This is a genomic window from Salinispirillum marinum (assembly GCF_042650105.1).
Lineage (GTDB): Bacteria > Pseudomonadota > Gammaproteobacteria > Pseudomonadales > Natronospirillaceae > Salinispirillum > Salinispirillum marinum.
Genome location: NZ_JBHSAL010000001.1, coordinates 1,157,497 through 1,175,778 on the forward strand (window position 1 = coordinate 1,157,497; position 18,282 = coordinate 1,175,778).

16 protein-coding genes and 1 tRNA gene are annotated in these 18,282 nt (G+C 54.7%); 12 read left to right on the forward strand and 5 right to left on the reverse strand.

Going from position 1 to position 18,282, the window contains the following annotated elements; all coding sequences use genetic code 11:
* Positions 1 to 6: 6 nt before the first annotated feature.
* The 7 genes from uvrD (at position 7) to ACFOSD_RS05435 (ending at position 5,938) form a co-directional block, all read left to right on the forward strand.
* A complete protein-coding gene (gene uvrD, locus ACFOSD_RS05405; RefSeq protein WP_380692749.1) occupies positions 7 to 2,160 on the forward strand; it encodes a DNA helicase II in 2,154 nt (717 codons plus the stop codon).
* A gap of 68 nt (positions 2,161 to 2,228) precedes the next feature.
* Complete coding sequence (locus ACFOSD_RS05410; RefSeq protein WP_380692748.1) at positions 2,229 to 2,636, forward strand: acyl-CoA thioesterase; 408 nt, start codon at positions 2,229 to 2,231, stop codon at positions 2,634 to 2,636.
* A gap of 104 nt (positions 2,637 to 2,740) precedes the next feature.
* Positions 2,741 to 2,816: transfer RNA gene (locus ACFOSD_RS05415), tRNA-Thr, on the forward strand.
* 151 nt (positions 2,817 to 2,967) lie between these two features.
* Complete coding sequence (locus ACFOSD_RS05420; protein ID WP_380692747.1) at positions 2,968 to 3,291, forward strand: DUF3392 family protein; 324 nt, start codon at positions 2,968 to 2,970, stop codon at positions 3,289 to 3,291.
* Positions 3,288 to 4,091 carry a S1/P1 nuclease gene (locus ACFOSD_RS05425; RefSeq protein ID WP_380692746.1) on the forward strand — a complete coding sequence of 268 codons (804 nt, stop codon included), beginning with the start codon at positions 3,288 to 3,290 and terminating at the stop codon, positions 4,089 to 4,091. Before ACFOSD_RS05420 ends, ACFOSD_RS05425 begins: the two co-directional genes overlap by 4 nt.
* Positions 4,088 to 4,897, forward strand: a complete 810-nt coding sequence (locus ACFOSD_RS05430; RefSeq protein ID WP_380692745.1) for a hypothetical protein — start codon at positions 4,088 to 4,090, stop codon at positions 4,895 to 4,897. Before ACFOSD_RS05425 ends, ACFOSD_RS05430 begins: the two co-directional genes overlap by 4 nt.
* Before the next feature lie 105 nt (positions 4,898 to 5,002).
* Positions 5,003 to 5,938, forward strand: coding sequence for a response regulator (locus ACFOSD_RS05435; RefSeq protein ID WP_380692744.1), 936 nt, complete (start codon positions 5,003 to 5,005; stop codon positions 5,936 to 5,938).
* Here the strand turns inward: ACFOSD_RS05435 and phoR are convergent.
* From phoR to ACFOSD_RS05455, 4 genes are all read right to left on the reverse strand, one after another.
* Positions 5,935 to 7,248 (reverse strand): phosphate regulon sensor histidine kinase PhoR, encoded by a 1,314-nt coding sequence (gene phoR, locus ACFOSD_RS05440; protein WP_380692742.1) that lies wholly within the window; start codon positions 7,246 to 7,248, stop codon positions 5,935 to 5,937. The genes ACFOSD_RS05435 and phoR overlap by 4 nt on opposite strands.
* Complete coding sequence (gene phoB / locus ACFOSD_RS05445; protein WP_380692740.1) at positions 7,245 to 7,946, reverse strand: phosphate regulon transcriptional regulator PhoB; 702 nt, start codon at positions 7,944 to 7,946, stop codon at positions 7,245 to 7,247. Before phoB ends, phoR begins: the two co-directional genes overlap by 4 nt.
* Positions 7,947 to 8,055: 109 nt before the next feature.
* Positions 8,056 to 8,934 carry a 4-hydroxybenzoate octaprenyltransferase gene (gene ubiA / locus ACFOSD_RS05450; protein WP_380692739.1) on the reverse strand — a complete coding sequence of 293 codons (879 nt, stop codon included), beginning with the start codon at positions 8,932 to 8,934 and terminating at the stop codon, positions 8,056 to 8,058.
* Complete coding sequence (locus tag ACFOSD_RS05455) at positions 8,931 to 9,443, reverse strand: chorismate--pyruvate lyase family protein (protein ID WP_380692737.1); 513 nt, start codon at positions 9,441 to 9,443, stop codon at positions 8,931 to 8,933. Before ACFOSD_RS05455 ends, ubiA begins: the two co-directional genes overlap by 4 nt.
* Before the next feature lie 261 nt (positions 9,444 to 9,704).
* Between ACFOSD_RS05455 and ACFOSD_RS05460 the strand changes: the two genes are divergently transcribed.
* From ACFOSD_RS05460 to ACFOSD_RS05480, 5 genes are all read left to right on the forward strand, one after another.
* Entirely contained in the window at positions 9,705 to 9,977 is a 273-nt protein-coding gene (locus ACFOSD_RS05460; RefSeq protein WP_380692736.1) for an HU family DNA-binding protein, read from the forward strand.
* Between the two features lie 128 nt (positions 9,978 to 10,105).
* A complete protein-coding gene (locus tag ACFOSD_RS05465; protein WP_380692735.1) occupies positions 10,106 to 10,537 on the forward strand; it encodes a hypothetical protein in 432 nt (143 codons plus the stop codon).
* Between the two features lies 1 nt (position 10,538).
* Complete coding sequence (gene recG / locus ACFOSD_RS05470; protein WP_380692733.1) at positions 10,539 to 12,629, forward strand: ATP-dependent DNA helicase RecG; 2,091 nt, start codon at positions 10,539 to 10,541, stop codon at positions 12,627 to 12,629.
* Between the two features lie 177 nt (positions 12,630 to 12,806).
* Entirely contained in the window at positions 12,807 to 14,192 is a 1,386-nt protein-coding gene (locus ACFOSD_RS05475; RefSeq protein WP_380692731.1) for an aminoacyl-tRNA deacylase and HDOD domain-containing protein, read from the forward strand.
* Positions 14,173 to 15,363, forward strand: a complete 1,191-nt coding sequence (locus ACFOSD_RS05480; RefSeq protein ID WP_380692729.1) for a hypothetical protein — start codon at positions 14,173 to 14,175, stop codon at positions 15,361 to 15,363. Before ACFOSD_RS05475 ends, ACFOSD_RS05480 begins: the two co-directional genes overlap by 20 nt.
* 13 nt (positions 15,364 to 15,376) lie before the next feature.
* On the opposite strand, the gene polA is transcribed toward ACFOSD_RS05480, so the two are convergent.
* Positions 15,377 to 18,229 carry a DNA polymerase I gene (gene polA / locus ACFOSD_RS05485; RefSeq protein ID WP_380692728.1) on the reverse strand — a complete coding sequence of 951 codons (2,853 nt, stop codon included), beginning with the start codon at positions 18,227 to 18,229 and terminating at the stop codon, positions 15,377 to 15,379.
* Positions 18,230 to 18,282 lie beyond the last annotated feature (53 nt).

The following is an 18,282-nucleotide window of genomic DNA, read 5'->3' on the forward strand; positions in this document are numbered from 1 at the left end:
AAAAACATGTCCATTCTTGAACGGCTGCAACACTTGAACGCTCCCCAGCGTGATGCAGTGCAAGCAGACGATCAATACCTGTTGGTGCTCGCGGGCGCAGGCAGCGGAAAAACCCGTGTTCTGACGCACCGTATTGCGTGGCTGTTAGAAACAGGATTAGCCGCACCCACCGGTGTGTTGGCAGTTACCTTTACCAACAAAGCCGCGCGTGAAATGCGCCTACGGTTGGAGGACTTATTGGCCCAACCGGTGCAGGATATGTGGATAGGGACCTTTCATGGCTTGGCGCATCGGTTGTTGCGACAACACCACCTAGAAGCCAATTTACCCCGTGAATTTCAGATTCTGGACAGCGACGACCAACTGCGGCTGATCAAACGCATAATGAATGAACTGGGCCTGCAAGACAGCACCATCGAACCCAAACAAGCCCAGTGGTTTATTAATGAACAAAAAGATGAAGGCAAACGGGTAGCGCATTTGGCCCCCCCGCAGGACGCCTTCGCCCGCCAATGTCATGCTATTTATGGTGCATATCAGACGGCCTGTGACCGAGCGGGTGTGGTCGATTTTGCTGAATTGCTGTTGCGCGCGCATGAACTCTGGCGTCACAACCCGGCCTTGTTGCAACACTATCAAACCCGGTTTCGGCATGTCTTGGTCGATGAGTTTCAAGACATCAATACCATTCAATACGCGTGGATACGCGTGTTGTTGGGCACGACCGGGCAGCTCACCGTGGTGGGCGATGATGATCAGTCAATTTATGGCTGGCGTGGTGCCAAGGCGGAAACCTTGCAGTTGTTTCAACAGGACTACCCGGCCGCCCGACTGATTCGCCTCGAGCAGAATTATCGTTCCACAAAAACCATTCTGGCCGCGGCCAATGCGGTGATTGAAAAAAATCAGGGGCGATTGGGTAAAGAGCTGTGGTCGTCCGGGGAAGAAGGCGAGCCGATTCAACTGTATGCCGCCTTCAATGAACAAGATGAAGCCCGTTTCGTCGCCGAGCAAATCGAAGATTGGGCGGAATCCGGTCATTCGGTGGATGATATTGCCATTCTCTATCGTTCCAACGCGCAATCCCGGGTGCTGGAAGAAGCTTTGTTACGCGCTCGTATCCCGTATCGCATTTATGGCGGCATGCGCTTTTATGAGCGCTTGGAAATTCGCAATGCACTGGCCTATTTGCGTTTGGTAAATAATCCGTTGGACGACACCGCGCTAGAACGGGTCATCAACGTACCGCCACGCGGCGTAGGGGAAAAATCGCTCGAAAAAATTCGTCAACTGGCCCGCGAAGAAGGCTGTTCGTTGTGGGAAGCGGCGCAGCGCAGTACCACCCTGAAATTGGTCAGTGGCAAGGCCTTCACGGCCCTACAGGCGTTTTTTGCCTTAATGGATGAGTTACAGCAAAACCGCCAGCGCTTGGCCCTAGCGGATTTACTGACCACCGTACTCGATATGACCGGGCTGGTGGACTACCACAAGCAGGAAAAAGGCGAGCGCGGGCAAGCCCGAGTCGAAAACTTACAAGAGCTGGTGGGCGCCTTGCGCAGCTTTGAGGTGGACGAAACACAAGACCCGCTGGCCGAGTTTCTAGCCCAAGCGAGCTTGGATGCGGGAGATGCACAGGCCGATGAGCATGAAGCCGCGGTCACCTTAATGACCTTGCATTCGGCCAAAGGTCTGGAGTTTCCTGTGGTTTTTCTGGTCGGCCTGGAAGAAGGGTTATTTCCCCACAAGCGCTGTCTGGACGACCCTGAACAATTGGAGGAAGAGCGTCGGCTTTGCTACGTCGGTATTACACGAGCCGAGCAACAACTGTATTTAACCCATGCCGAAAGCCGACGACTTTATGGTCAGGACAGCTTCAACCGGATTTCACGTTTTGTGCGGGAAATTCCCCCCGATTTACTGGCTGAAGTGCGACTTAATATGCAGGTTAGCCGACCGGTGAGCTGGTCTTCTAACGACAGCCTCCAACAACAACCCTCACCCATTCAATTGGGGGCCTTGGTTAAGCACCCGTTTTTTGGTGAAGGTGTGGTGCTGGACTTTTCCGGTACGGGTCCAAACGCTACCGTAGCGGTGAACTTTGCAGACGGTGGCGTAAAGCAATTGGTGTATCAATTCGCAAAATTGGAAGTGATCGGGTAATCGCACTGTTGTCCAACGAGCCCTGCCGTTATACTGACGCGAACCAAAAATAATACTTGCAGGTTTCCATGTACGACGACAGTTTCTCCCCTAACCCGCAAGGCGAGCTGATGCTCCGGGTGGTGCCCATGGTGGGTGATGCCAACCCTAATGGTGATATTTCGGGTGGCTGGTTGGTGACCCAAATGGATACCGCAGCCTCATTGATGGCCAGTAAAATTGCCCGGGGTCGAGTAACGACCATGGCCATTGGTGATATGTCTTTTGTGCGACCGGTCAAAGTTGGCTCAGTGGTATGTTGCTATGCGCTATTGAAGCAGGTTGGTCGAAGCTCATTGCGGGTGACAGTAGAAGTGTGGTGCCGTATGCCGGAAGAAGAACAACGGCAAAAGGTCACAGAAGCCGAATTTACCTATGTGGCGATTGACGAACAACGCCGTATTCGACCCATTCCGGCACAGGCCAAGTCCAGTTAACCGGCAACGCTTTTTGACCTTAAAGAAATTTTAGCGCTAAGTCGTTGATTACCCGTAGGAAGTTATTGACGGCTTTCAGAGCCGCGAGTATAGTACGCCCCGTTGCCGACATAGCTCAGTTGGTAGAGCAACTGACTTGTAATCAGTAGGTCCCCAGTTCGAATCCGGGTGTCGGCACCATTATTATTCGGTCTAAACGCAAATCGCCGTTTAGCTGTACCAAAAAAACCGCTGTTTAGCGGTTTTTTTTCGTCCAATGATTATGGCTTGCACTGCCTTGCCTTAACAGCGACACTTTTTCCCCTTGTTTACGTCTATACTGGAGTCCCGAGTGCAGTCTTTATTGATAGACTTTTCGAATCTATTTGCCGGGCATTTACGGCTCATCAGTTCAGCCATCGTGGCAACGGTTTTGGTGATTTTTGGGCAGGATGTGAATCGTGCGGCATTAAGCTTGGTAAAACGAGCCCATTTTTTGGTTCGCACCACAGTTTTTATTCTGTTATGTGCGGTGGGCTACGGGTATTTAACAGTTCAAGGGGGCCTATGGTTGGCACAGATACTTCGGCGCGTCGATCACCTGTTTCTCGGGGTGGGTATCGTTTTGATCTTCGTCGTATTAGGCGTGTTGGCGGAGCGGCGTGCCGCTTATTGATTATTGGCCTGCTGTTGAGTGCAGGTGCATCGGTACAGGCTTTTGATGCACGCGGACATGAAGTGGTGGTGCAACTTGCCAGCCGGTTCTTCAGTGCCGATACCGAGGCATTGCTGCGCAATTACTATGGTAGCAATTACCGTTTAGCCTTAATTAACGATGCCAATGCGGTAGCGATCACCAATCAGTTACCGGAAAATACGGCTCGATTAGCGCTGCATTACACCTGGTTCGATGACGACGACACACAATTCGACCCCGCGAAACACTGTCCTCAAGCTATGTGCAGTGTCGGTGCGGTGTTAGCCGCCGAACGCGCCTTGATCACCCCCAGTTTACCACGCGCCCAGCGCATGGAAGCCTTACGTGCTCTGATGCACTATATGGGTGACCTACACGACCCGATGAACGCGGGTTACCGGACAGACAGCAGCGGTCGAGACATCATGCTGATGGGGCCGGACCTGCGTAGGGTTTCTCTCTACGCCATTTGGCAATCTCTTTTATTTGATTATTTGCGCGGTCGACCGTTTGAAATTGCCAACGCGTGGGGACGCGAATTGACCGAACAGCAAGTGAACGAATGGTCACAGGGCAATCCGCAGGCGTGGATCTGGGAGACGCATGAGGTGGCCCGGAATACCGCCTATGCTACTGTGGGGGCGGCCGACGGCTGGAATGCCGTGTATCGGGTGGCGGTGCTACCCACTTTTGAAGAGCAAATACAGCGCGCCGCCGTGCGTTTGGCGCAGCGCTTGAATGCGGTATCGGCCGAGTTGGCAGCACAAGGTGCGCTGTGACCACTGGCAGCACCAAGCTGTATCTGATCGGCCCAGCTACCCTATTAGGCCATGTAAAACGTGGAACCTTGCCGTTGCAGACGGCACACCAGCTGGGTAATCCCTGGTTGGTGCAAGAGCCCACAGCACACAAACAAAACGCGCTAAGCCAAGACCAGTGGTTGGGGCTGTTACAACAACGGTATCAAGCCATTCCTGAGCATTTACGGGGCGCGGTGGACTTTGCGTACTTTGCGCAGCAAATGGAAGCCAAACGACCGGCATTGGAAGCCGAGTTTCATGCCCAAGGTGGTCAGCGTGACAATGCAGAACGGCTTGATCTGGCGCGCCATCAAGCCTTGGTCGCCCTCACCTTCACCGAAGCGGTACAAAACCCCTTGGCGTGGTACAGTTGGGGCGATCATCATGCTGGCATTGCCCTCGAAGTGAACCCGCAACATGCGGGTTTCCAAAGTTCACCTGGGCTACCACGCTTGTTGCGTCATGTGCACTATGTGCAACGGCGTACCTTAAAGAGCACGGAGCAAAAACCCTTTCCGGGTTGGTTTGAAGCGCCCGGCGAGATGTCTGCATTGCGTGAATGGCGATTGGTGCTACCCTTAACGCAAGCTAAAAAAGAACCATTAGGGCCGGTTTTCCCACTCCAGCGGGGCATGATCACAGGGTTTCATTTGGGTTGTTTGGCCACCGCGGCTGTTCGAAAAGACATCGATAAATTGATCAAATTGGATCAGCGCTATCGTGGCCTGAAGGTTTCTCAACTGACGCCGGATCAACAGCAATTTAGCTTACATGGCATGACGTAATGGCAAAAGCCAAGGTAGAATGCCAAGACATGATGAATACTCCGATGGCCCGCCGTCCAGCCGATACGGTGCTGCCACAATCGATATCGATACAGGAAGAAAGGTATGGCGATTAAGATTTTGGTTGTTGACGATGCGAGCTTTATCAGGGATCTCATTCGCCGTACGGTGCGCAACCAGTTACCGGAAGTCGAAGTGGAAGAGGCCATCAACGGTAAGCGGGCGCAAACCCTGTTAAATAAGGGCCGTTTCGATTTAATCCTGTGCGACTGGGAAATGCCCGAAATCAACGGCTTGCAGTTGTTGCAATGGTTACGCTCTAACGAGCGCGATGAAGGGGTGGCACCGGCGCCCTTTATCATGGTGACCAGCCGAGGGGACAAAAGCCATGTCGTAAAAGCGGTTGAAGCCGGGGTGACGGATTATGTGGGTAAGCCCTTCACCAGTGAACAGCTGCTGCGGAAAGTATTGAAAGCCTTGAGCCGTGAGCACAAAGAAGAATTGCAGCGCATGCTGGGTAACCGCAATGCCGGGCCGGATAAAGCCGCAGGCATGCACCGCTCGGGGGCAGAGGCGTTATTGGCCGGTGCGGGCACGGGAGCTACCGCCAAACCGGCGGCCGCTAGCGCAACAGCACCGACCAAAGTGCAAGACCCATTGGTGGCACAAGCGGCCGCTGCATCAGCACCAACAGGGCCGAAAGTAGAAAAGGTGCAAGCCAGCCGCTTAAAAGTGAACATCACGGCCGACATCCGCTTGGCGGACACCACGCTCAGCGGTCACCTGGAAGACATTAATTTAAACAATGCACTGGTACGATTACCGCGTACGCCACGCCTGCCGAAACTGTTTGAACAGGCAGTATTCGATATCGCCTTGAACAGTGATGGCGCAGTGGCAAGGCTCAACGGCTTTGTTTATTCCTTGCAAGCTGCCAACGCACACTTTGATTGCGACGAGTTTTTGCTGAACTTCAAGCTAACCGATGAAGACCCGGAAAAATTTGCTGATTTATCGAAATTGATTGCACGAATTCGTTAGTCGTCGGCCGACTCGCTGGCGTCTGTCTGTAACAGGTTGGCGGGAAAGCAACAGGTAAAGGTGCTGCCCCGTCGCAATTGACTGTCAATGTCCAAGCGCGCGCCATGGTGCATCAATACATGCTTCACAATCGCCAAGCCCAAACCGGTGCCGCCGGTGGAAGACGACCGGCTAATGTCGACCCGGTAAAAGCGTTCGGTTAAACGCGGTAAGTGCTTTTGGTCGATGCCCACACCGTTGTCAGTAACGGATAGATAACCACCTTGCGCATCGTGACGCCAGCGCACCACAATTTCACCATCGGCCGGGGTATAGTTCACCGCATTGTAAATCAGGTTTGAGAAGGCCGAGCGCAATTCATTTTCAACGCCGAGTAGCGCTACCGGGCTATCCAAATGCAGTTCGAACCGATGCCCTTTTTCGCTGGCTAGGGCACGTGCGTCCGTCAAAATGCTGTTGAGTAATACGTTCATATCGACCGGTTTAGCATCGACCGGCTTATCAATGGAATCCAAACGGGTGAGCAGTAAAAGGTCGTTGACCAAATTCGCCATGCGTTTGGTTTGTGCCAGCATCAAATCAACCCCTTTGCGTAACCGTTCCGGCAGGGCATCACTGAGGTCGGCAAAGGTTTCTAAATAGCCTTGCAGTACGGTCAAAGGCGTCCGCAGTTCATGTGATGCATTGGCCACGAAATCCTGCCGCATTTGTTCCAGCTGCCGTAAGCGGGAAATGTCTCGCACCATCAACAAGCGGTTGCCCGCCGCATGTCGGTTGTTGGTGAACTGCAGGAAACTGCCGGTGCGGGGGTTGGTCCAGACAAACTCGACATAATCTCGATTGCGGTCAAAAAATTCGACAAAGGCGGGGTCCCGCACCAAGTTTGTGAGCATTTGTCCTTCATCACCGGGCCGCAGATTCAGCATGACGGCCGCTGCCTCGTTCCACCACTGCATTTCTCCATTGGGCTTAATAATCACTAAGCCGTCGGACAGGCTTTCCACCGTGCGCTGTACGCGCTGTAAGCTGTTTTGTAATTTTCGTAATTCACTGCGGTGGTTGCGACGAAAATGCCACAGGGAGTCCAGTAGCTTCCCCCACTCGCCTTTAGCGCGCGGTGGTTCACTGTCGTCAAACGATTGTAGCCACGTCAGGGTGCGTTGCATTTGGTAGTGCGACCAGATCAACTGCAAGGCTAAGGCGAGTGCCAAAAGCCATGGTGTCCAGCCCAGTAGCCAGCCGAGAAGGCCGATCAGGCCATAAAACAACAACGCTTTGCGGAGCCCTGCACTGCGTGGCATATTCATCATTCAGACTGCTCAACCTTTTCCGAGAAGCGATAGCCAGTACCACGCACGGTTTGCACCATTTGGCTATGCTCTTCGCCCAGTGCTTTTCGCAATCGGCGAATGTGCACATCCACCGTGCGTTCATCCACATACACGTTACCGCCCCACACCTGATCAAGCAATTGCGAACGCGTATAAGCGCGTTCGGCGTGGGTCATGAAGAATTGCAAAAGACGAAACTCTGTAGGCCCCATGTCGAGGTTGTGACCATGTGAGGTCACCCGGTGGCTACCGGGGTCCAGCCGCAGGCCGCGCAATTCGATCGGGCTGTCGACGCCTATCGGGGTGGTCCGACGCAACACCGCCTTTAAGCGGGCCACCAACTCGCGTGGTGAGAAGGGTTTGGTGATGTAGTCGTCCGCACCCGCTTCCAAGCCTTGAATTTTATGATCTTCCTCACCTTTTGCGGTGAGCATGATGATGGGAATCTCACCGGTGAGTGCGTCTTTCTTGAGGCGACGGGCTAGTTCAATGCCGCTGGTGTTAGGCAGCATCCAGTCCAGCAGGATTAAATCCGGCTTCTGGTCGACCACCATGGAATGTGCACTCAATGCATCTTCCGCTTCAAGGCAATGATACCCCGCCATTTCGAGCGCTGCCGCGATCATCTCACGGATGGGGGCTTCATCATCCACCACCAAAATGGTTCTACCTGACATTCTTGACCTCGCCTATGTAGCTGGTTCATTCGTAGATGACCATTACACTGCGGAATTATGTCAGAAATATGACCGTTTTCATGAGAGTGTCAACAAAAGGGTGGTTTTATCACCATAAATGCTTGAGCGCGCGGTCCAAAACAAGGCCAACGAAGATCACCAAGCCCACCCAGTGATTGTGCAAAAATGCCCAGAAACAGGCCGCCCGATCACGGTCACGAATGCGTAGGTGTTGCCACGCAAACAAGGCGGCTGCGGCAGCTAGACCTAAGTAATACAGTGCGCCACTGTCGCTCAGGCGACCCACCAGTATCATGCCGAACAAGAACAAGGCTTGTAATACGCCGACCATTAAGCGGTCTGCATCGCCAAAAAGAATGGCGGTCGATCGAATACCAATTTTCAGATCATCTTCACGGTCCACCATGGCGTACAGGGTGTCATACGCTACGATCCACAGTACGTTGCTGGCGAAGATCAGCCAGGCCAGTGCACTGACAGCCTCACCTTGCGCCGTAAAGGCCATCGGAACCGACCAGGAAAAGGCCATGCCGAGAAACACTTGCGGCAAATGCGTGTAGCGCTTCATAAAAGGGTATAACGCTGCCAAACCCACGGCACCGAAGGACCAGAGTACGGTCGTCCCGTTGGTGGTCAACACCAGCAAAAAGGCTAAGAAGGTGAGTCCTGCCGCCACGCCAAGCGCTTCCCGGCTGCTGATTTGCCCGGTCGCCAACGGGCGGTGCTGGGTGCGCTCAACGTGACCATCCAAGTTGCGGTCAGCGTAGTCGTTAATGATGCATCCGGCGCTCCGCATCAACACCACACCCAAGATGAACACCACCAACACGTGCAGCGGCGGTACGCCATCGGCGGCGAACCAGAGCGCCCAAAGGGTTTGCCATAGCAGCAAATAGATACCAATCGGTCGATTCAGACGACTGAGGGTGATGTAGAGCGATAGACGTTCGCGCAAGTCATTCATCATGATTCGTGGTTTTCCGGCAACGCAAAAAAATCGGGTAAGAACACCTCAATTAAGATGATCTCATGCGGGCCCATAGTAAACCAACTGCGCCGCGCCAAGCCATGCGTCAAACGCGCGTAGTCCATGCGCAAGCGTCTAAGGTTAGGTTGTTGGAACAGAAATGCACCTAGGGGTCGACGCCCCAAGCGCTGTAACCGTCGGATCAGCGCCCTTTGGTGCACGGGTACCAGTGTGGTGGCTTGTACCCAAGGCTTGCCTCGTCCATGCAGCACCACATCCCGGCACCAATAAAGCCCTTGCGCATGATGGGTGGGGTTAGGCTGCCCGGGGTGCGTCCATCGCCGTTGTTGCGCCAGAAGTTCAACCGCAAAATGACCTTGGCTGTGTGCCACCAGTTTTTCGGTGAGTGACCCGGCATCGGTTAACCAGGCACGTTCTTCCGCCGCCATGGGCAGCCGTTTAGACCAGCGTTGTTGGGAAATGGATGCGTGTAAAGAATGGCTGGGCATGGCGTCCTAACAAAAACTGTGGCTCCGTTGGCGCCGCAGTTTACTGGTGTGACAGGGAAAAGGCCATGCCTGCTGGTGCGCGGCTCAGAGCGCTCAGCCTGCACATTTTTCGTCTAAAGCGTCGCAAAATGAGCAAATTCCGCAGGAATGCACGCTTTCCCCCTTGACGGCGCGCCACTGAGGCGTCAAGAATGGACACCGAACCGGATCGTGCGATCTGGAACACCATTTAAAAAGACAATAATCAGAGGAATGTCCTGTATGCGTAAACCGGAACTGTCTGCTGCCATCGCGGAGCGCGCTGAGCTGACCAAAGACAAAGCAAACGATGTCCTGAATGTGATTCTGGATGAAATTACCAACGCGGTAGCGAAAGGCGATGCGGTAACTCTGGTGGGCTTTGGCACATTCCAGAAGAAAGACCGCAGTGCTCGTACGGGTAAAAACCCACAAACAGGTGCCGCGATTCAAATTCCTGCCAGCAGCACCGTGGGCTTCAAGCCTGGTAAAGCGTTGAAAGATTCGGTTAACTGATTCAACGAGCTGTAATCCCGCCTTTGCGGTAGGGTCGACAGGGGCGTCAGCTTGACGCGACAGCTCCTGTCGACGACGCAACACCAATCCCTCAGAATTCGATGTGCGCTTTTGGAGTTACCCCACGGATGCGTTATGTGTTTGCCTGCTTGCTTTGGTTCAGTGCCCTGCACACGCTGGCTGATAACTATGTTTACGTTGGCATCAATGATGCGGCCTTTACCGAGGACATCTATTACGGTTTCGGTTGGGGCGGCCCTGAGCTATACAACGAATTAGAGTGGGGCACCAATCGCGGGCAAGAGCAACTGGCCTTCTACGGTAAATACGATATTCCCTTATGGCGCGATTATGTGCATGCGTTACTGGGTTTCGGTGCGGTCAATTTTTGGGAGGAAGGTGATGGCTTTTGGGCCCGTCTGACCCCGGATGTGGCCGTGATCAAAGGTGGCCTTGGGGTGCGCATTTTAGGGCCTACCTACGTTGAAGGTGTAGTGGAAAACAGCTATTTTGGTCCCGAACGGGCGCGCTACAATCTACAATTGAGATGGAAATTCTAACATGGCCGGCGCCGGTGATGCGGCACTTGCCCTGACACAACTTTCGGGTGTTGGTCCCAGTGTGCAGGAAAAATTGCATCGCCTAGGGATTCCGGACCTGCCTGCCTTACTGTTTCACCTTCCCCTGCGTTACGAAGACCGTACCCGCCTTTGCCCTTTGGGTGAGCTGCGCCCCGGCCAACGCGCCCTGATTCGCGGCACCGTCAGCCGGGCGAGTGTGCAATTTGGCCGTCGTCGTTCACTCTTGGTTAAGGTACGAGACGACGCCGGAGAAGTGGGCCTGCGTCTATTTTATTTCAATAAAGCACAGCAAGCCGCCTTGCAGCCGGGCGTTGCGATACAGGTGTTTGGCGAAGCGCGGCGCGGCGCGACAGGCTTGGAGTTGTATCACCCGGAGTATGTTGTTGCGGCGGAACTCAATGCGTTGCCCGCGCCAGATGGGCAACTCACGCCGGTCTACCCGACGACGGATGGTTTAACCCAGCGCACCTGGCGAAAATTGATCGATCAGGCGTTGCAATGGCTTGCCCGGCGCGGGCAATTACCGGATTTGGTACCAGAGCCGTTGCGCCAGCGCTGGCAGTTGCCGGATTTAGGTGCCGCGTTGAGTTTTTTGCATCACCCGCCGGTGGGGACAGACCCCGACGCCTTAAAAAGCGGTGAGCACCCCTGTGTTGCGCGCTTGGTGGTGGAAGAGTTGTTGGCCCACCATTTGGGGCTACGACAAATTCGGGCCCGTTTGCGCTCGGAACAAGCACCGGATTTTCACCCGCAGGGTACTCTCGTCAAAGACCTCTTGCAGCGCCTGCCCTTTCCTTTGACCGGCGCGCAACGACGTGTGCTGCAAGAAATCGATCGTGACCTCGCCCGTCCCGTGCCGATGTTGCGTTTGGTTCAAGGTGACGTCGGTTCCGGCAAAACACTGGTTGCCATGATGGCCATGGCCCGTGTGATGGCTCAAGGCTGGCAGACGGCCTTATTGGCCCCCACGGAATTGTTGGCCGAACAACATGGCCGCACCCTGGCGCAATGGTTAGAGCCCTTAGGGGTATCGGTGGTGGTGTTGCTGGGTAAGTTAACCAAAAAGCAACGTGCTCCTATTTTGGCGGCCATTGCTGAGGGCACAGCGCTGTGCGTCGTCGGCACCCATGCCCTGTTTCAGGATGACGTCGACTATGCGCGACTGGGTTTAGTCGTGGTGGACGAACAGCACCGGTTCGGTGTGGATCAACGCTTAAGCTTGCGGGAAAAAGGTCGGTTAGCAGGCCGTGTGCCGCATCAATTGATCATGACCGCTACCCCTATTCCGCGTACCCTGGCTATGTCCATGTATGCGGACTTGGATGTGTCGGTCATTGATGAACTGCCCCCCGGACGCACGCCGGTGGTGACCACCGTGGTCAGTAATGCCCAGCGCACCGATGTGGTTGAACGGGTACACGCTGCTTGTGCGCAAGCGCGTCAGGTTTATTGGGTGTGTACGCTGATTGAAGACAGCGAAGAATTAGAAGCGCAAGCGGCAACCGAACTCTATGAGCAGCTCGCGGCGGCGTTGCAGCCTTATCGGGTCGGCTTAATTCATGGCCGGATGAAGGCGCAAGAAAAAGCCTCTGTCATGGCGGATTTTCAAGCGGGCCATGTGCATGTGCTGGTAGCGACCACCGTCATTGAAGTCGGTGTCGACGTCCCCAATGCTTCAGTGATGATCATTGAAAACGCCGAACGTCTTGGCTTGTCACAATTGCACCAGTTACGTGGGCGGGTGGGGCGCGGAGCTACCGCCAGCTTTTGTTTGTTGTTGTATCAACCCCCGTTGTCGCAAGCCGGAAAAGCTCGTCTGAATACCTTGCGCGCGACCAATGACGGGTTTCAAATAGCCGAGCAGGATTTATTGCTGCGGGGGCCGGGTGAGGTGCTGGGAACGCGGCAAACGGGTGAGGCCAGTTTTCGAATTGCAGATTTGCAGCGTGACCAGCGATGGCTGCCCATGGTGAAAGACGTAGCCGAGACAATGGAGCAGCAGTATCCGGACGCCGTCACTTTATTGTTAGCGCGCTGGCATGCAAGTGATATGAATTATGGTAAAGTCTAAACCAGTTGATAAGGGCAGATCAGGCGGATCGGAACGGTTTAGCTCCTGCTTGATGCCTAATGAAGTGATCTCAGGCTGTCTTCATTAGGTGGTGTATTCTTTTTGTGTGCACGTGCCAATTTGCGACTAGACTAAAGACAGCAACGGAACAAGCGAATGAGTTCAGCAGCCGAAACTATGACAGATATCGACCATATTCCCATTGCCGTGCGTGAATATTTGCTGCAAAAGCAAATTCAAGTACAGGTCCACACCAAGCGAGCCGCGCGCGATAAAATGCCCGTGGAATGCATTTTATTGGCCGATCAGCTAGGCAAAGTGCAGGTATTTCTACCGGCGAACCGTTTGCTCAGCCTTAGCCGTGTGCGCGCGGAAACCGGGCGTGATTTGCAGGCGTTATCTCCATTAGAACAAACCCGATTGATGCGCGAGCACGGTTTACAGACCTTGCCCGCGTTAGATGGGTTGATGGGTATCGAAACCCTGATCGACCAGAGCGTGGAGCACCTGCCAAGGTGCTACATCTACAGCGGCCAACGGCACACCTTGCTGGAGCTGGATAGCCACCAGGATTTGCAAAAGAATCCGCGTACCTTACGTTTAGCGCTCTCGGAAGAGGTGCCTAATACCGACTTGGATTACGAACTGAGCTTGTTCGACTTGGATCGTGAAGCCATTCACGCTTCAGTTTCACGTTTTACCACCAAGCGCATTCAACAGCGCCTGGAAGAAACCTTGGAAGTACCCCCTTTGCCGGATACCGCACAGGCTATCATCCGTTTGCGTGTTGACCCGAACGCCGACATCGAAAAGCTCTCTAAAATCGTTGCGCGTGACCCATCACTGTCGGCACAAGTCATCAGTTGGGCGTCATCTTCCTATTATGCTGCGCCTGGCAGTGTGCGCTCGGTACAGGATGCCATCGTGCGCGTTTTGGGTTATGACCTCGTGATGAATCTGTCTTTAGGTTTAGCCTTGGGCCGGGCCTTGGAAATGCCGAAGGATGCACCGGAAGGTTATACGCCGTACTGGCAAGCTGCCATTTATACAGCCACCGCCGTTGGGGCGTTGCAAAACTGTATTCCACGCGAATTTCGCCCGAGCTTTGGCTTGGCCTACTTGGGTGGTTTGCTGCACAACTTCGGTTATTTGATTCTCGCGCATGTGTTCAAGCCGCAGTTCTCATCGTGCTGTCGGTTGTGGGAGGCCAATCCACACCTTGAACCACAGGTGATTGAGGACCATGTACTCGGCATTAACCGCGATCAAATTGCCGCCAACTTGTTGCAAAGCTGGAATCTACCGAACGAAGTCGTGGTAGCTATTCGGCACAATTCGGTTGATGACTACATGGGGCCGCACGCCGACTACACGCAACTGGTCCATTTGGCGGTGCACATGCTGCGTCGTGCCGGTCTGTTAAAAGGCCCGCAAAGCCGGATTGACCCTGTGGTGTTTAATGAACTGCACATCAACCCGGAAGACGCCAAACAAGCCATTCAACAAGTGCGCGATGCCAAAGATGAATTGGATCATTTGGCCAATGGCTTGCTCAACAATTGACGACTTGACCGACGGTGGCATGACGCAGAAACCCGCTCAGAACCTTCATATGGCCATGCCGCTTTGGTTCGTGGTGTGTTTAGTGGCAGTCTTCATGATGGGGTGTGCGCAACGCGGTGGCGTGGAACACTACCGAACAGTTAACGATCAGTTGCTCAGTTATCACGCGATGGACAGTAGAACCTGGCAGCAGATTGATTGGGCGAACGGTAGCGTTCAGCCGGTGCAACGGCGTCGCGACGCTGCCCCTACAATTGCCGGTCAACCGGCACGTGCCATCTTCCCCGCGCCTGAACTCTGGCGCTTTGAAAGCATCGGCAGCATGAACATCTATTGGGCCGATCAGCCGGGCCCACTGGTGTTGTGGCTGGCGGGCGAACCGCTGGACGATCTGCCTTGGCTGCCGGTGTGGTTGAACCAACAAGGTGTGCATGTCATGGATGCTTCACCTTTGTTGGGAGAGCTCTCCGTTAGGCCTGCGACCGCGGCGGTGCAACTCAATGGTTGGCTTGACGTCATTTCCCGAACGGACCCGGAACGGGTGCGCGCCCTGGGTTTAATTGCGCATGAACCGTACGGCAATATAGCTTTAGAGGCGGCAGCACGTTCGCCCCAGTGGCACATGGTGAGTGTCGTGGGAACACCCTTGATGCCGCCGGTACAGGCCGAAATGCTGCGCGCTGAAACAGATGGCGTGGACGTTGAACGCTGGCAACCCTTTTGGGCTCGTTGCCTCAGCGCGCCCGACACCAGCGAGTGTCGGCGTCCGCCGCAGTCGATTAAAGACACCGCAGAAACCGTACCGTCAGCCCCACACAGCCTGACCGGCGCTTGGGCTACGTACGACTTCACCCATCGTTTGGAGACCTACGAATTCAGTTGGGCAAACTGGGCAAAACAACGGGATTGGATCCACGACCCGCGTGTACCCTTCTCCTACTTAGCCACACCGCAGTTCTGGTTCGTGACCCCCGATGTTACGGCGAACGAAACTGAAAAGTCATTGCAAACGCAACAACAACGGGGTGCAGAGATTGCGTGGGCCACGAGCACGCCTTGGACGTCCGATTTAAGTGCGGTCGGGCAATGGCTGCCCGCGTTAACCGCGTGGTCGGCATGGTGGCAAGAACAGGTGACTGCACATGCCTATCCATGGGATGCGCGCAACTAACGAGGCCGCGTTGTTAGTGCGCCTCCTCCCAGTTCTGACCCATCCCGACATCGACGACTAAGGGCACAGAAAGCGACGCGGCGTGCTGCATGCGGAAGCGCACCCCGGCAATGAGTGCGTCGGTGTCTTCTTCCTTCACTTCAAACACCAATTCATCGTGTACCTGCATCACCATGCGGGCGTCCAAACCGCTGCTGCGCAGCCACACCTGCACATCCACCATGGCTTGCTTAATGATGTCGGCGGCGGTGCCTTGCATCGGGGCGTTAATCGCGGTGCGTTCAGCGGCACGGCGCTGATGCTGGCGCGGCGACTTCAAATCAGGCAAATACAAGCGCCGACCAAACACCGTTTCGACGAAGCCATCTTCCATGGCTTGGGCGCGGGTTTGGTCCATATACTGTTTTACACCGGGATAGCGAGTGAAATAGGCATCGACATAGGCTTGGGCCTCGCCTCGGCTAATACCCAGGTTTTTCGCCAAACCAAAAGCCGACATACCGTAGATCAAACCAAAGTTCACCGCCTTGGCCGCACGGCGTTGCTCATGGGTGACGTCCGACTCGGCAATGCTCATGATCTCTGCCGCTGTGGCGCGGTGAATATCACGGCCATCGCGGAACGCGCTGATCAGATTCGGGTCATGCGACAGGTGCGTCATGATGCGCAATTCAATTTGCGAATAATCGGCCGCGACCATACGGTAACCGGGTGCCGCAACAAAGGCTTTGCGAATGGCACGGCCTTCTTCCGAGCGTACTGGAATATTTTGTAAGTTCGGGTCGGTGGACGAGAACCGCCCGGTCGCCGCACCGATTTGGTTGTAGGTGGTGTGGACTCGACCGGTTTCCGGGTTGATCAAGGTGGGCAGCGGTTCGGTGTAGGTGTTCAACAGCTTGCGCAGATGTCGGTAGCGCAAGATCAATGATGGCAATTCGTATTGCAGCGCCAATTCGGACAGCACCTCCTCATTGGTGCTGGGCTGTCCTCCGGGCGTTTTGGCCACTACGGGCAGCCCTAGTTCGGTGAACAGAATTTCGCCCAATTGCTTCGGTGAGTCGAGGTTGAAGGCACGACCGGCTAACTGGTGTGCCTGCTGCTCCAGCTCTGCTAAGCGGGTGCGGAAATCCTCACTCAAATGGTCCAAGAAGGCCGTATCAATGTGGGTGCCGTTCCATTCAACCTGTTGCAGTACAGGCACCAAAGGCATTTCGATGTGGCGATATACACCATACTGCGCCGGGTATTGTTGCGCCACGACGGGGTTTAAATAGCGAAATAGGCGGCCAATGTAATCGGCCCGTTCACAGGCGTAATGCGCCAGCTTATCCGCGTCAATGTCGGCCAAGCCCAGTTGTTTGGTGCCAAAGTTGCCCGCAATATTAATAATGGTGGAGGGTGTGGCATCCAAATACACGCGCACCAGATTGTCCAAACTCAAGGCATCGAAATGGCGGTCCAAGCGCCCGTCACGGGTCACGGCGGTATTGCGTACATAAGCCAATAGTAAAGTGTCTTCGCTTAAATGCGCCGGTTGTTCAATATGTCCGGCCAAGCCATGCAATAGCCGCTTTAAATCATGGGTGAGCTTGGCATAACTGTGTGTGGTGAAGAACTTCTGCACCGGTTGTAGCACGTCTTCAGGCCATCCGCTGCTGCGCATGTCAATAAAGACCGCCGCGCCAGCCCGCGTGCTTACCGCCAATCCCAGCCAGTGGCTCTGCCGGTAATGTCCACTGGAGAACACGGGCCACACCGCAAAGTGCTGCGCGTCGGCTTGGCTCAATAACCAGCGATACCATTCATCGGGTTCGGTCAGGGTCTGGTAGTCCTGTTCGGTGGTTTGTTCGGGTGCAGGGGCGTCCGTTGTTTCTTGCACCTTGGTTTCACGGTTAGACTGTGCGGCCGCTCCGGAGCGCTCAGCTCTGGGGGCGCCTTTGGTCTCCGGCGCAACCGTGTCGTCATCCGTCAGGGCCTTTAGCCAGCCGGTAAACTCACATTCGCGGTAGAGGCTCGCCAGCTCGGTATTGTCGGGTGCGCTGCGCGCCAATTGCTCGATGTGCACCGGCAATTCCACATCGCATTTGATGGTGGCCAGGGTATAGGACAACCGTGCCAGTTCTTCGTGTTCTTGCAGTTTCTTCGGCATGGTCTTCGCGCCGCGAAAATCCAGTTCGGGTACCCGCTCAAGGTTGCTGTAAATGGTGTCGATGCTGCCCAGACCGGCCAACAACGCCTTGGCCGTTTTCTCTCCGACACCGGGTACTCCGGGAATGTTGTCGGACTTATCGCCCATCAGTGCAAGGTAATCGATCATCAGTTCCGGACCAAACCCGTATTTCTCGCGCACGCCATCCACGGTGAGAAATTCATTGCTCATTGTATTAATCAGGCTGACGTGTGGGGTCACCAACTGCGCCATGTCTTTGTCGCCGGTGGAGATGATGCAATCCAAACCGCGTTCGGTCGCTTGGCGAGCTAAGGTGCCGATGACGTCATCGGCTTCCACACCTTCAACGGTCAGCAACGGCAAACCCATGGCGCGAATAATTCGGTGAATGGGCTCAATTTGAGGGCGCAATTCATCCGGCATTGGCGGTCGATTGGCTTTGTATTCCGAATATAACTCATTACGGAAGGTAGGCCCCTTTGTGTCAAACACCACGGCTACATCGCTGCCGGGGTATTGGTCTAACAGAGCGCGCACCATATTGATGACACCCTTGATCGCGCCCGTGGGCATGCCCGCCTTGTTGGTCAACGGTGGCATCGCGTGAAAGGCACGAAACAAATAGGAGGAGCCATCCACTAACACCACAGGTGCTGGCGAAGAGGAGGGTTGTGCGGAAGATGTGGATTCAGCCATAGGAAAATGTTCGGTTTACATTACAATGTGCGCAAAGTGTAACCTGAAGTCTC